General features: G+C 48.5%; 9 protein-coding genes. 3 read left to right on the top strand and 6 right to left on the bottom strand.

The features are described from left to right. Window positions 1-381: 381 nt before the first annotated feature. A complete protein-coding gene (gene mbeA / locus AC0IXI_RS24145; protein ID WP_471683391.1) occupies window positions 382-1,899 on the bottom strand; it encodes a plasmid mobilization relaxase MbeA in 1,518 nt (505 codons plus the stop codon). Continuing rightward, window positions 1,889-2,206: a MobC family plasmid mobilization relaxosome protein gene (locus AC0IXI_RS24140; protein ID WP_424221470.1), complete on the bottom strand. Its 318-nt coding sequence runs from the start codon at window positions 2,204-2,206 to the stop codon at window positions 1,889-1,891. Before AC0IXI_RS24140 ends, mbeA (AC0IXI_RS24145) begins: the two co-directional genes overlap by 11 nt. 1,301 nt (window positions 2,207-3,507) lie before the next feature. On the opposite strand from AC0IXI_RS24140, the gene AC0IXI_RS24135 reads away from it, so the two are divergent. Next, complete coding sequence (locus tag AC0IXI_RS24135; RefSeq protein ID WP_471683392.1) at window positions 3,508-5,019, top strand: sensor domain-containing diguanylate cyclase; 1,512 nt, start codon at window positions 3,508-3,510, stop codon at window positions 5,017-5,019. Between the two features lie 291 nt (window positions 5,020-5,310). Here AC0IXI_RS24135 and mbeA (AC0IXI_RS24130) read toward each other — a convergent pair whose 3' ends face one another. Together mbeA (AC0IXI_RS24130) and AC0IXI_RS24125 are read right to left on the bottom strand one after the other, a co-directional pair. Beyond that, window positions 5,311-6,828 (bottom strand): plasmid mobilization relaxase MbeA, encoded by a 1,518-nt coding sequence (mbeA, locus tag AC0IXI_RS24130; RefSeq protein ID WP_471683391.1) that lies wholly within the window; start codon window positions 6,826-6,828, stop codon window positions 5,311-5,313. Continuing rightward, the gene (locus AC0IXI_RS24125) at window positions 6,818-7,135 is read right to left on the bottom strand and encodes a MobC family plasmid mobilization relaxosome protein (RefSeq protein ID WP_424221470.1); all 318 of its coding nucleotides are present in this window, start codon (window positions 7,133-7,135) and stop codon (window positions 6,818-6,820) included. Before AC0IXI_RS24125 ends, mbeA (AC0IXI_RS24130) begins: the two co-directional genes overlap by 11 nt. A 1,317-nt stretch (window positions 7,136-8,452) precedes the next feature. Here AC0IXI_RS24125 and AC0IXI_RS24120 point away from each other — a divergent pair. Beyond that, the gene (locus AC0IXI_RS24120; protein ID WP_471683392.1) at window positions 8,453-9,964 is read left to right on the top strand and encodes a sensor domain-containing diguanylate cyclase; all 1,512 of its coding nucleotides are present in this window, start codon (window positions 8,453-8,455) and stop codon (window positions 9,962-9,964) included. A gap of 291 nt (window positions 9,965-10,255) precedes the next feature. Here AC0IXI_RS24120 and mbeA (AC0IXI_RS24115) read toward each other — a convergent pair whose 3' ends face one another. Both mbeA (AC0IXI_RS24115) and AC0IXI_RS24110 read right to left on the bottom strand, forming a co-directional pair. After that, window positions 10,256-11,773, bottom strand: a complete 1,518-nt coding sequence (mbeA, locus tag AC0IXI_RS24115; protein ID WP_471683391.1) for a plasmid mobilization relaxase MbeA — start codon at window positions 11,771-11,773, stop codon at window positions 10,256-10,258. Then, on the bottom strand, window positions 11,763-12,080 hold the full coding sequence (locus AC0IXI_RS24110; RefSeq protein WP_424221470.1) for a MobC family plasmid mobilization relaxosome protein: 318 nt from the start codon (window positions 12,078-12,080) through the stop codon (window positions 11,763-11,765). The genes mbeA (AC0IXI_RS24115) and AC0IXI_RS24110 overlap by 11 nt, the downstream gene beginning before the upstream one ends. A 1,301-nt stretch (window positions 12,081-13,381) precedes the next feature. Here AC0IXI_RS24110 and AC0IXI_RS24105 point away from each other — a divergent pair. Beyond that, entirely contained in the window at window positions 13,382-14,308 is a 927-nt protein-coding gene (locus tag AC0IXI_RS24105) for a cache domain-containing protein (RefSeq protein WP_471683390.1), read from the top strand. Window positions 14,309-14,460: the final 152 nt, after the last annotated feature.

The raw sequence follows: 14,460 nt of genomic DNA, 5'->3' as shown, positions 1-14,460 counted from the left end.
CAACTCCTGATGAGTATATTTAAAAAAGCTGACATTCGACTTTATCAAGCTAAAAATTCAGGCAAGAATTGCATTATTGGTCTGGAGTAAGTAGAAAATCACATCTAAATAAAATTATTTAATGCATGGTCAAACCTAAATGCGTGCCTGACTCTGACAGGCATGCATTTGATAGGCATTTACCATAACATCCGTTGTCGGCACCGCTGAAACCGGGTTGGCGACGTTTCCTGCGGCAAACTGGTGAAAAAGGTAACAAGCCATCCGAAAAACCGCAGGAAACGCACCTGATAAACTTTACCCCATTGCATGACTATGCAGCCAGGTGAATACGTACCGGTTCTGTTCGTCATACGGGTAATAAGCCCTGTTTTCCCCACTTTAGCCCAGCGTCGGGCCGTGGTACGTTTTCTGGCGCGGTGAACGTTCCAGCTCCAGCGTTTTCTGATGCTGAAGCTCCCGTTCATGCAGCTGACGCTGCTCAATGATATTCAGCCTTTCGACAACCGGCGCAGCTGCTCGCTTAAACTCTGCACCTGTCTGCTCAAGCTGCTGACCTGCTCGCTCAGTCTCGCGTTCTCCCGTTGTGTAATGGAAAACATCTTCTGCAAATCCACGGAGACGCTCGCCCACTCGTCCAGCCTTTGCGAGTAATCCTGCTGTAACTGCTCTAACGCGCTCAGCAACTGTTTTTCCAGCTCGGTCATCCTGCTCTACTCCTGTACCAGTTTCACGGCTTTCCGCTTCCCGTTGTCCACCGTCCAGCTCGTTTCTGCCCTCACGCCTTTCGGCAAGACCAAAAACTGCCCGTTGCTGTCGTTCTGGAAACGCACACCAAACGTTTTCGCGTTCAGCTGCTCCAGCGCGTCCTTCTGCTCCCGGATGCTGATGTAATTGTCGAGCATCTGTTGCCCCTGCCACCACAGAATGCCCCCGCTCGAGGCGATCAGCAGGACGGACACCAGGACGATGGTCAGCCACGTCCTGCTGACCATCCGCAACATCCCTTTTGTACTCTGACTGAGGGCTGAGGCCAGCAGCCGGTCGTGGTCGCTGATAGCGCCGTTGATTCTCTTCGCGCTTTCGGTCAGCTCCTGATTTACATACGCTTCGTGCTCGCTGAATGCGGCTTTCAGCATCTCGCCGGTATTCTGCTGCTGCGCTTTCGATTTCTGCTCTAAGTCCTTCGCCAGCGTTAAAAGACTGCTCATAAATGGCTCCCTTCAGTCGGATATTTCGCCCCCCGTCCGGGTCGGCAATGCTGATACTGTTTTTTGTGGTGCGAACCACCTTAAAACCTGATGCTTCCAGCGCCTCAGTGACGTCCTGACGCGTTTTAAGCTCCCCGGATGAGGCAAGGGCAAGCAGACCACGGGTGATCGTCTCTGATGCTTCCAGCTTCGTTTGTGGCAGGGCTGACGGGGTGACCAGCGCACGCCGGTTTTCCGGTGCGTTCGGGTCGTGAAGCCCCAGCCTGCCGTTAACCACGGTCTGCCAGGCATCGATGCGCGGACGGTCGGCGCGGTCATAGTAAGGCTGGAGACGTTTCCCCGTCAGAAGTTCGGTATTGGGGATCAGGAAATTCAGCTCCAGACGCCCCTTGTCGGCGTGCTCCACCCACAGAATGCTGTACTGGTCTTTTTCCAGTCCGGGCATCAGAACCCGCTCAAAGCTTTCCATCAGCTTTTCACGCTGCCCGGGTGGCAGATCTTCTTCGGCGAATGACAGCACCCCGGAGGTGTATTTCTTCACATACGGTGACGCATCGATAAGCTCCCGGACTTCTTCGGGCTTCCCCTGCAGAATGGTCGCACCGTCACGCTGCCGGTCTTTCCCCAGCAGATAATCCACCGGGCCAGCGCCGCCGCCCCGGCCACGGGGATGAAACTTAACAATCATCGCCCGGCTCCTTTTGCAGTACGGCGTGTCGCAGCCGTTCCAGCCCGGCGTCAATGGCCATCAGCGCGGCCACAATCTGCACCCGATCATGCCCGGTACCGGCGTTCACCTTCCGCGCTATCTGATTCAGGTTATTCCCCATGCCGGCAAGCTGGCGCAGGAGCACCGGCGAAACCGAGGGCAGTTTCCCGATACGCGCCGGCTTCTCATCGAGACACGTCTGCCGCATCCAGGAGGCAAGTTGCTTTCCGTCACAGCGCGCCAGAAGTCGCCGGTGCTCATCTTCCGTCACCCACATGGTGAGCATCTTGTTGCGTTTTTCTGCCAAATCATCCTCCTGAAAACGGCAGTGAGGCGGGGAAATCATTCCCTGCCGGAACCGGGCGTTGGACAAGCCCGGAGGGTGCGTCAGTGCTTTTAGCGGGTTTCGGGGCGCAGCCCTGAACCAGTCACGTAGCGCTAGCGGAGTGTATACTGGCTTAATATGTAACAGCCGTGAAATGAGTCAAGAAAGTGCATCATATGGCAGGGAATATTCACGAAACAGAGGTACGCTGAAAAATGCAGGTCAGGATGATATGCCGCTTCCTCGCTCACTGACTCGCTGCGCTCGGTCGTTCGGCTGCGGCGAGCGGTGAGAATTTCCGGGAGAGGAAAGTTATCAACAGAAACAGGGGATAACCGGAAGGACAAGCTGTAGAAGCCGGGAGGCAAATGCCGCGGGGAACCCGTTTTTCCATAGGCTCCGCCCCCTGACGAGTTTCACAAAAACCGGATGATTTTTGGTACTCAAATCAGTGGTGGCGAAACCCGACAGGACTATAAAGATACCAGGCGTTTCCCCCTGATGGCTCCCTCTTGCGCTCTCCTGTTCCTGTCCTGCGGCATCCGTGTTGTGGTGGAAGCTTTACCTAAATCACCACGTCCCGTTCCGTTTAGACAGTTCGCTCCAAGCTGGGCTGTATGCAAGAACCCCCGTTCAGCCCGACTACCACGTTGTTCCGGTAACTATCATCTTGAGTCCAACCCGGAACAGACACGAAAAATCGCCAGTGGCGGTAGCCATTGGTAAGGGGTGTACAAGAGATTACTTACGCAGAGTTCTTGAAGTTGAAGCCTAACTGAGGCTAAACTGAAAGGACCAATTAGGTGGCAGCGGTCTTGTACACCCTGTTACCACGGTTCAGAAGTTCCCCAACTTACTGAACCTTCGAAAAACCGCCCTGCAAGGCGGTTTTTTCGTTTACAGAGCAAGAGATTACGATGCAACCGAAAGGATCTCAAGAAGATCCTTTCGGTTGTTCGCACTAATCCCCCATAATCATTACCGGAGACTACCCTCTGCGTGACCGATATAACTTGTATTTATGGACGAGATAACACTAACAAGAGGAGGATATTTGGAAAGATCATGCCTTGCATTTTATCTTCAAAAGCAAACATGCCCAAGAGTCTACCATTAGAGCAAGACTGTTTTTTTAAGAGAGACTTAAGTTTCCCCTACATTTAGTCGCTCATACAAACACCTTTTCAAAATGAAAATATCAACCCAGAAACCATCATTTAAAACAGATATTTTGCATGACTAGCATGGAGCATTATAGTCAAATGAAAAATACCATATCACATAAAAGCATTTATTTTTTAACGCTCAGCACCTTCATCCCGTTTATTATAATGTTTATGTATTCTTTTATATCCATGGATATGAGAAATAAAGCAGACTTTATCGAGACCATGTCTCGATTTAATGAAAATAGTGCCAGGAATGCTATAGAAAGGCCGATCCAGGAAATGGAACTATTACTTCACTCCCTTTTAGGACAGCTGACATCAAAAGACATAGAAGATTATATTTCACCGTCACACTCAGAGCTTAATTCGATAATTCCATCAATCGTGAACTCAACAACTTTTTTTGACGCAGTCATCCTGTCAGATAAAAAAGGCAACTACACAATTTACCCAGAGAACCAAGGGACAAATTTTAACGTAAAAGAAAGGCCATGGTATCCATTCTCAGCAAGAAAAGATGAAATAAGATTCTCTGCACCATATAAGGCCATTGCCAAAACTTCCAAATATAATAATGGCATGGCCGTCACTGCCAGCATGAATATTTTTAATGACCATTCAGAATTTGTAGGTAACATCGCATTTGATTTGGACTTAAACAAGTTGAGTGCATTGATAAAATACAACCACTCTCCTTACCATGCTCGATTTAAAGTTGTTTCGTATGATGGAAACTTAATCATGTATTCCAATACTAAAGAATTATTTAAAAGAGCAATACCTCAGGCATGGATAGACAGAGCAACAGAGTCAGAAGGTCATTTCTTTGATGAAAAAACAAGCGCATATGTTTTTTATCGCGTTTATGACAACCCCGCATGGATTGCGTTCAGTGTAGTCAATGAGGCTGATTTTGAAGCACACAGCACTTCTGAAAAGAATTTATTTTTGTTAGTGTCATTGGCATGTTTAATATCTTATTTAATCATTCTGTTTATTATCAAGCTCTATTTTAGACAGGCTATCACTGCACTCTACTTAAATCTCAATGGCATAACTATTGACAATGAGGGTGATAGCATTAAGAAAGTCTCAGAGTCTTTAAAAGATAATAGTAAAAGACTTGAGGCCGCTATACATGACGCCGAAACGGATGGCCTTACCAATTTATTTACAAGAAAGAAATTTGACTGTGATTTTCACGACATCTTCGTTTCGAAAAACCCGTTCTACTTAGCCATCATTGATATTGACAATTTTAAGAAAGTGAATGATGTGTTTGGACATCATACAGGAGATGTTGTACTCACATACATTAGTAAAGCAGGCAGCGACTTTCTGACGAATATATATAGATTCGGAGGTGAGGAACTCGTCGTGATATATAAAGGAGGTAATTATGATGATTTCTATACATTACTGGAACTCTGGAGAAAAAGAGCAGAAGAAAAACAATGGCGTGAAGAGGGGCTGAACGTAACCTTTAGCTGTGGTATTTCATCATATGATGAAGGCTCAACTCCTGATGAGATATTTAAAAAAGCTGACATTCGACTTTATCAAGCTAAAAATTCAGGCAAGAATTGCATTATTGGTCTGGAGTAAGTAGAAAATCACATCTAAATAAAATTATTTAATGCATGGTCAAACCTAAATGCGTGCCTGACTCTGACAGGCATGCATTTGATAGGCATTTACCATAACATCCGTTGTCGGCACCGCTGAAACCGGGTTGGCGACGTTTCCTGCGGCAAACTGGTGAAAAAGGTAACAAGCCATCCGAAAAACCGCAGGAAACGCACCTGATAAACTTTACCCCATTGCATGACTATGCAGCCAGGTGAATACGTACCGGTTCTGTTCGTCATACGGGTAATAAGCCCTGTTTTCCCCACTTTAGCCCAGCGTCGGGCCGTGGTACGTTTTCTGGCGCGGTGAACGTTCCAGCTCCAGCGTTTTCTGATGCTGAAGCTCCCGTTCATGCAGCTGACGCTGCTCAATGATATTCAGCCTTTCGACAACCGGCGCAGCTGCTCGCTTAAACTCTGCACCTGTCTGCTCAAGCTGCTGACCTGCTCGCTCAGTCTCGCGTTCTCCCGTTGTGTAATGGAAAACATCTTCTGCAAATCCACGGAGACGCTCGCCCACTCGTCCAGCCTTTGCGAGTAATCCTGCTGTAACTGCTCTAACGCGCTCAGCAACTGTTTTTCCAGCTCGGTCATCCTGCTCTACTCCTGTACCAGTTTCACGGCTTTCCGCTTCCCGTTGTCCACCGTCCAGCTCGTTTCTGCCCTCACGCCTTTCGGCAAGACCAAAAACTGCCCGTTGCTGTCGTTCTGGAAACGCACACCAAACGTTTTCGCGTTCAGCTGCTCCAGCGCGTCCTTCTGCTCCCGGATGCTGATGTAATTGTCGAGCATCTGTTGCCCCTGCCACCACAGAATGCCCCCGCTCGAGGCGATCAGCAGGACGGACACCAGGACGATGGTCAGCCACGTCCTGCTGACCATCCGCAACATCCCTTTTGTACTCTGACTGAGGGCTGAGGCCAGCAGCCGGTCGTGGTCGCTGATAGCGCCGTTGATTCTCTTCGCGCTTTCGGTCAGCTCCTGATTTACATACGCTTCGTGCTCGCTGAATGCGGCTTTCAGCATCTCGCCGGTATTCTGCTGCTGCGCTTTCGATTTCTGCTCTAAGTCCTTCGCCAGCGTTAAAAGACTGCTCATAAATGGCTCCCTTCAGTCGGATATTTCGCCCCCCGTCCGGGTCGGCAATGCTGATACTGTTTTTTGTGGTGCGAACCACCTTAAAACCTGATGCTTCCAGCGCCTCAGTGACGTCCTGACGCGTTTTAAGCTCCCCGGATGAGGCAAGGGCAAGCAGACCACGGGTGATCGTCTCTGATGCTTCCAGCTTCGTTTGTGGCAGGGCTGACGGGGTGACCAGCGCACGCCGGTTTTCCGGTGCGTTCGGGTCGTGAAGCCCCAGCCTGCCGTTAACCACGGTCTGCCAGGCATCGATGCGCGGACGGTCGGCGCGGTCATAGTAAGGCTGGAGACGTTTCCCCGTCAGAAGTTCGGTATTGGGGATCAGGAAATTCAGCTCCAGACGCCCCTTGTCGGCGTGCTCCACCCACAGAATGCTGTACTGGTCTTTTTCCAGTCCGGGCATCAGAACCCGCTCAAAGCTTTCCATCAGCTTTTCACGCTGCCCGGGTGGCAGATCTTCTTCGGCGAATGACAGCACCCCGGAGGTGTATTTCTTCACATACGGTGACGCATCGATAAGCTCCCGGACTTCTTCGGGCTTCCCCTGCAGAATGGTCGCACCGTCACGCTGCCGGTCTTTCCCCAGCAGATAATCCACCGGGCCAGCGCCGCCGCCCCGGCCACGGGGATGAAACTTAACAATCATCGCCCGGCTCCTTTTGCAGTACGGCGTGTCGCAGCCGTTCCAGCCCGGCGTCAATGGCCATCAGCGCGGCCACAATCTGCACCCGATCATGCCCGGTACCGGCGTTCACCTTCCGCGCTATCTGATTCAGGTTATTCCCCATGCCGGCAAGCTGGCGCAGGAGCACCGGCGAAACCGAGGGCAGTTTCCCGATACGCGCCGGCTTCTCATCGAGACACGTCTGCCGCATCCAGGAGGCAAGTTGCTTTCCGTCACAGCGCGCCAGAAGTCGCCGGTGCTCATCTTCCGTCACCCACATGGTGAGCATCTTGTTGCGTTTTTCTGCCAAATCATCCTCCTGAAAACGGCAGTGAGGCGGGGAAATCATTCCCTGCCGGAACCGGGCGTTGGACAAGCCCGGAGGGTGCGTCAGTGCTTTTAGCGGGTTTCGGGGCGCAGCCCTGAACCAGTCACGTAGCGCTAGCGGAGTGTATACTGGCTTAATATGTAACAGCCGTGAAATGAGTCAAGAAAGTGCATCATATGGCAGGGAATATTCACGAAACAGAGGTACGCTGAAAAATGCAGGTCAGGATGATATGCCGCTTCCTCGCTCACTGACTCGCTGCGCTCGGTCGTTCGGCTGCGGCGAGCGGTGAGAATTTCCGGGAGAGGAAAGTTATCAACAGAAACAGGGGATAACCGGAAGGACAAGCTGTAGAAGCCGGGAGGCAAATGCCGCGGGGAACCCGTTTTTCCATAGGCTCCGCCCCCCTGACGAGTTTCACAAAAACCGGATGATTTTTGGTACTCAAATCAGTGGTGGCGAAACCCGACAGGACTATAAAGATACCAGGCGTTTCCCCCTGATGGCTCCCTCTTGCGCTCTCCTGTTCCTGTCCTGCGGCATCCGTGTTGTGGTGGAAGCTTTACCTAAATCACCACGTCCCGTTCCGTTTAGACAGTTCGCTCCAAGCTGGGCTGTATGCAAGAACCCCCCGTTCAGCCCGACTACCACGTTGTTCCGGTAACTATCATCTTGAGTCCAACCCGGAACAGACACGAAAAATCGCCAGTGGCGGTAGCCATTGGTAAGGGGTGTACAAGAGATTACTTACGCAGAGTTCTTGAAGTTGAAGCCTAACTGAGGCTAAACTGAAAGGACCAATTAGGTGGCGGCGGTCTTGTACACCCTGTTACCACGGTTCAGAAAGTTCCCCAGCTTACTGAACCTTCGAAAAGCCGCCCTGCAAGGCGGGTTTTTCGTTTACGGAGCAAGAGATTACGGAAGTGCAACCAGAGAAGGAGTTCTCAAGAAGATCCTTTCGGTTGTTCGCACTAATCCCCCATAATCATTACCGGAGACTACCCTCTGCGTGACTGATATAACTCTGTATTTGATGGACGAGATGAACACTAACAAGAGGAGAGGATATTTGGAAAGATCATGCCATGCAGTCTATCTTCAAAAGCAAACATGCCCACAGAGTCTACCATTAGAGCAAGACTGTTTTTTTAAGAGAGACTTAAGTTTCCCCTACATTTAGTCGCTCATACAAACACCTTTTCAAAATGAAAATATCAACCCAGAAACCATCATTTAAAACAGATATTTTGCATGACTAGCATGGAGCATTATAGTCAAATGAAAAATACCATATCACATAAAAGCATTTATTTTTTAACGCTCAGCACCTTCATCCCGTTTATTATAATGTTTATGTATTCTTTTATATCCATGGATATGAGAAATAAAGCAGACTTTATCGAGACCATGTCTCGATTTAATGAAAATAGTGCCAGGAATGCTATAGAAAGGCCGATCCAGGAAATGGAACTATTACTTCACTCCCTTTTAGGACAGCTGACATCAAAAGACATAGAAGATTATATTTCACCGTCACACTCAGAGCTTAATTCGATAATTCCATCAATCGTGAACTCAACAACTTTTTTTGACGCAGTCATCCTGTCAGATAAAAAAGGCAACTACACAATTTACCCAGAGAACCAAGGGACAAATTTTAACGTAAAAGAAAGGCCATGGTATCCATTCTCAGCAAGAAAAGATGAAATAAGATTCTCTGCACCATATAAGGCCATTGCCAAAACTTCCAAATATAATAATGGCATGGCCGTCACTGCCAGCATGAATATTTTTAATGACCATTCAGAATTTGTAGGTAACATCGCATTTGATTTGGACTTAAACAAGTTGAGTGCATTGATAAAATACAACCACTCTCCTTACCATGCTCGATTTAAAGTTGTTTCGTATGATGGAAACTTAATCATGTATTCCAATACTAAAGAATTATTTAAAAGAGCAATACCTCAGGCATGGATAGACAGAGCAACAGAGTCAGAAGGTCATTTCTTTGATGAAAAAACAAGCGCATATGTTTTTTATCGCGTTTATGACAACCCCGCATGGATTGCGTTCAGTGTAGTCAATGAGGCTGATTTTGAAGCACACAGCACTTCTGAAAAGAATTTATTTTTGTTAGTGTCATTGGCATGTTTAATATCTTATTTAATCATTCTGTTTATTATCAAGCTCTATTTTAGACAGGCTATCACTGCACTCTACTTAAATCTCAATGGCATAACTATTGACAATGAGGGTGATAGCATTAAGAAAGTCTCAGAGTCTTTAAAAGATAATAGTAAAAGACTTGAGGCCGCTATACATGACGCCGAAACGGATGGCCTTACCAATTTATTTACAAGAAAGAAATTTGACTGTGATTTTCACGACATCTTCGTTTCGAAAAACCCGTTCTACTTAGCCATCATTGATATTGACAATTTTAAGAAAGTGAATGATGTGTTTGGACATCATACAGGAGATGTTGTACTCACATACATTAGTAAAGCAGGCAGCGACTTTCTGACGAATATATATAGATTCGGAGGTGAGGAACTCGTCGTGATATATAAAGGAGGTAATTATGATGATTTCTATACATTACTGGAACTCTGGAGAAAAAGAGCAGAAGAAAAACAATGGCGTGAAGAGGGGCTGAACGTAACCTTTAGCTGTGGTATTTCATCATATGATGAAGGCTCAACTCCTGATGAGATATTTAAAAAAGCTGACATTCGACTTTATCAAGCTAAAAATTCAGGCAAGAATTGCATTATTGGTCTGGAGTAAGTAGAAAATCACATCTAAATAAAATTATTTAATGCATGGTCAAACCTAAATGCGTGCCTGACTCTGACAGGCATGCATTTGATAGGCATTTACCATAACATCCGTTGTCGGCACCGCTGAAACCGGGTTGGCGACGTTTCCTGCGGCAAACTGGTGAAAAAGGTAACAAGCCATCCGAAAAACCGCAGGAAACGCACCTGATAAACTTTACCCCATTGCATGACTATGCAGCCAGGTGAATACGTACCGGTTCTGTTCGTCATACGGGTAATAAGCCCTGTTTTCCCCACTTTAGCCCAGCGTCGGGCCGTGGTACGTTTTCTGGCGCGGTGAACGTTCCAGCTCCAGCGTTTTCTGATGCTGAAGCTCCCGTTCATGCAGCTGACGCTGCTCAATGATATTCAGCCTTTCGACAACCGGCGCAGCTGCTCGCTTAAACTCTGCACCTGTCTGCTCAAGCTGCTGACCTGCTCGCTCAGTCTCGCGTTCTCCCGTTGTGTAATGGAAAACATCTTCTGCAAATCCACGGAGACGCTCGCCCACTCGTCCAGCCTTTGCGAGTAATCCTGCTGTAACTGCTCTAACGCGCTCAGCAACTGTTTTTCCAGCTCGGTCATCCTGCTCTACTCCTGTACCAGTTTCACGGCTTTCCGCTTCCCGTTGTCCACCGTCCAGCTCGTTTCTGCCCTCACGCCTTTCGGCAAGACCAAAAACTGCCCGTTGCTGTCGTTCTGGAAACGCACACCAAACGTTTTCGCGTTCAGCTGCTCCAGCGCGTCCTTCTGCTCCCGGATGCTGATGTAATTGTCGAGCATCTGTTGCCCCTGCCACCACAGAATGCCCCCGCTCGAGGCGATCAGCAGGACGGACACCAGGACGATGGTCAGCCACGTCCTGCTGACCATCCGCAACATCCCTTTTGTACTCTGACTGAGGGCTGAGGCCAGCAGCCGGTCGTGGTCGCTGATAGCGCCGTTGATTCTCTTCGCGCTTTCGGTCAGCTCCTGATTTACATACGCTTCGTGCTCGCTGAATGCGGCTTTCAGCATCTCGCCGGTATTCTGCTGCTGCGCTTTCGATTTCTGCTCTAAGTCCTTCGCCAGCGTTAAAAGACTGCTCATAAATGGCTCCCTTCAGTCGGATATTTCGCCCCCCGTCCGGGTCGGCAATGCTGATACTGTTTTTTGTGGTGCGAACCACCTTAAAACCTGATGCTTCCAGCGCCTCAGTGACGTCCTGACGCGTTTTAAGCTCCCCGGATGAGGCAAGGGCAAGCAGACCACGGGTGATCGTCTCTGATGCTTCCAGCTTCGTTTGTGGCAGGGCTGACGGGGTGACCAGCGCACGCCGGTTTTCCGGTGCGTTCGGGTCGTGAAGCCCCAGCCTGCCGTTAACCACGGTCTGCCAGGCATCGATGCGCGGACGGTCGGCGCGGTCATAGTAAGGCTGGAGACGTTTCCCCGTCAGAAGTTCGGTATTGGGGATCAGGAAATTCAGCTCCAGACGCCCCTTGTCGGCGTGCTCCACCCACAGAATGCTGTACTGGTCTTTTTCCAGTCCGGGCATCAGAACCCGCTCAAAGCTTTCCATCAGCTTTTCACGCTGCCCGGGTGGCAGATCTTCTTCGGCGAATGACAGCACCCCGGAGGTGTATTTCTTCACATACGGTGACGCATCGATAAGCTCCCGGACTTCTTCGGGCTTCCCCTGCAGAATGGTCGCACCGTCACGCTGCCGGTCTTTCCCCAGCAGATAATCCACCGGGCCAGCGCCGCCGCCCCGGCCACGGGGATGAAACTTAACAATCATCGCCCGGCTCCTTTTGCAGTACGGCGTGTCGCAGCCGTTCCAGCCCGGCGTCAATGGCCATCAGCGCGGCCACAATCTGCACCCGATCATGCCCGGTACCGGCGTTCACCTTCCGCGCTATCTGATTCAGGTTATTCCCCATGCCGGCAAGCTGGCGCAGGAGCACCGGCGAAACCGAGGGCAGTTTCCCGATACGCGCCGGCTTCTCATCGAGACACGTCTGCCGCATCCAGGAGGCAAGTTGCTTTCCGTCACAGCGCGCCAGAAGTCGCCGGTGCTCATCTTCCGTCACCCACATGGTGAGCATCTTGTTGCGTTTTTCTGCCAAATCATCCTCCTGAAAACGGCAGTGAGGCGGGGAAATCATTCCCTGCCGGAACCGGGCGTTGGACAAGCCCGGAGGGTGCGTCAGTGCTTTTAGCGGGTTTCGGGGCGCAGCCCTGAACCAGTCACGTAGCGCTAGCGGAGTGTATACTGGCTTAATATGTAACAGCCGTGAAATGAGTCAAGAAAGTGCATCATATGGCAGGGAATATTCACGAAACAGAGGTACGCTGAAAAATGCAGGTCAGGATGATATGCCGCTTCCTCGCTCACTGACTCGCTGCGCTCGGTCGTTCGGCTGCGGCGAGCGGTGAGAATTTCCGGGAGAGGAAAGTTATCAACAGAAACAGGGGATAACCGGAAGGACAAGCTGTAGAAGCCGGGAGGCAAATGCCGCGGGGAACCCGTTTTTCCATAGGCTCCGCCCCCTGACGAGTTTCACAAAAACCGGATGATTTTTGGTACTCAAATCAGTGGTGGCGAAACCCGACAGGACTATAAAGATACCAGGCGTTTCCCCCTGATGGCTCCCTCTTGCGCTCTCCTGTTCCTGTCCTGCGGCATCCGTGTTGTGGTGGAAGCTTTACCTAAATCACCACGTCCCGTTCCGTTTAGACAGTTCGCTCCAAGCTGGGCTGTATGCAAGAACCCCCGTTCAGCCCGACTACCACGTTGTTCCGGTAACTATCATCTTGAGTCCAACCCGGAACAGACACGAAAAATCGCCAGTGGCGGTAGCCATTGGTAAGGGGTGTACAAGAGATTACTTACGCAGAGTTCTTGAAGTTGAAGCCTAACTGAGGCTAAACTGAAAGGACCAATTAGGTGGCAGCGGTCTTGTACACCCTGTTACCACGGTTCAGAAGTTCCCCAACTTACTGAACCTTCGAAAAACCGCCCTGCAAGGCGGTTTTTTCGTTTACAGAGCAAGAGATTACGATGCAACCGAAAGGATCTCAAGAAGATCCTTTCGGTTGTTCGCACTAATCCCCCATAATCATTACCGGAGACTACCCTCTGCGTGACCGATATAACTTGTATTTATGGACGAGATAACACTAACAAGAGGAGGATATTTGGAAAGATCATGCCTTGCATTTTATCTTCAAAAGCAAACATGCCCAAGAGTCTACCATTAGAGCAAGACTGTTTTTTTAAGAGAGACTTAAGTTTCCCCTACATTTAGTCGCTCATACAAACACCTTTTCAAAATGAAAATATCAACCCAGAAACCATCATTTAAAACAGATATTTTGCATGACTAGCATGGAGCATTATAGTCAAATGAAAAATACCATATCACATAAAAGCATTTATTTTTTAACGCTCAGCACCTTCATCCCGTTTATTATAATGTTTATGTATTCTTTTATATCCATGGATATGAGAAATAAAGCAGACTTTATCGAGACCATGTCTCGATTTAATGAAAATAGTGCCAGGAATGCTATAGAAAGGCCGATCCAGGAAATGGAACTATTACTTCACTCCCTTTTAGGACAGCTGACATCAAAAGACATAGAAGATTATATTTCACCGTCACACTCAGAGCTTAATTCGATAATTCCATCAATCGTGAACTCAACAACTTTTTTTGACGCAGTCATCCTGTCAGATAAAAAAGGCAACTACACAATTTACCCAGAGAACCAAGGGACAAATTTTAACGTAAAAGAAAGGCCATGGTATCCATTCTCAGCAAGAAAAGATGAAATAAGATTCTCTGCACCATATAAGGCCATTGCCAAAACTTCCAAATATAATAATGGCATGGCCGTCACTGCCAGCATGAATATTTTTAATGACCATTCAGAATTTGTAGGTAACATCGCATTTGATTTGGACTTAAACAAGTTGAGTGCATTGATAAAATACAACCACTCTCCTTACCATGCTCGATTTAAAGTTGTTTCGTATGATGGAAACTTAATCATGTATTCCAATACTAAAGAATTATTTAAAAGAGCAATACCTCAGGCATGGATAGACAGAGCAACAGAGTCAGAAGGTCATTTCTTTGATGAAAAAACAAGCGCATATGTTTTTTATCGCGTTTATGACAACCCCGCATGGATTGCGTTCAGTGTAGTCAATGAGGCTGATTTTGAAGCACACAGCACTTCTGAAAAGAATTTATTTTTGTTAGTGTCATTGGCATGTTTAATATCTTATTTAATCATTCTGTTTATTGTCAAGCTTTCCTTATTTTGAACGACAGGCTTGTACCTCTTTTGCACTCTACTTAAATCTCAACGGCATAACTATTACGCCAATGAGGGTGATAGCATTAAGAAAGTCTCAGAGTCTTTAAAAGATAATAGTAAAAGACTTGAGGCCGCTATACATGACGCCGAAACGGATGG

Source organism: Buttiauxella sp. AC038 (assembly GCF_979253565.1).
Note: the sequence above shows the minus strand (reverse complement) of the source record. Positions and strands in the feature narration are given on the sequence as shown.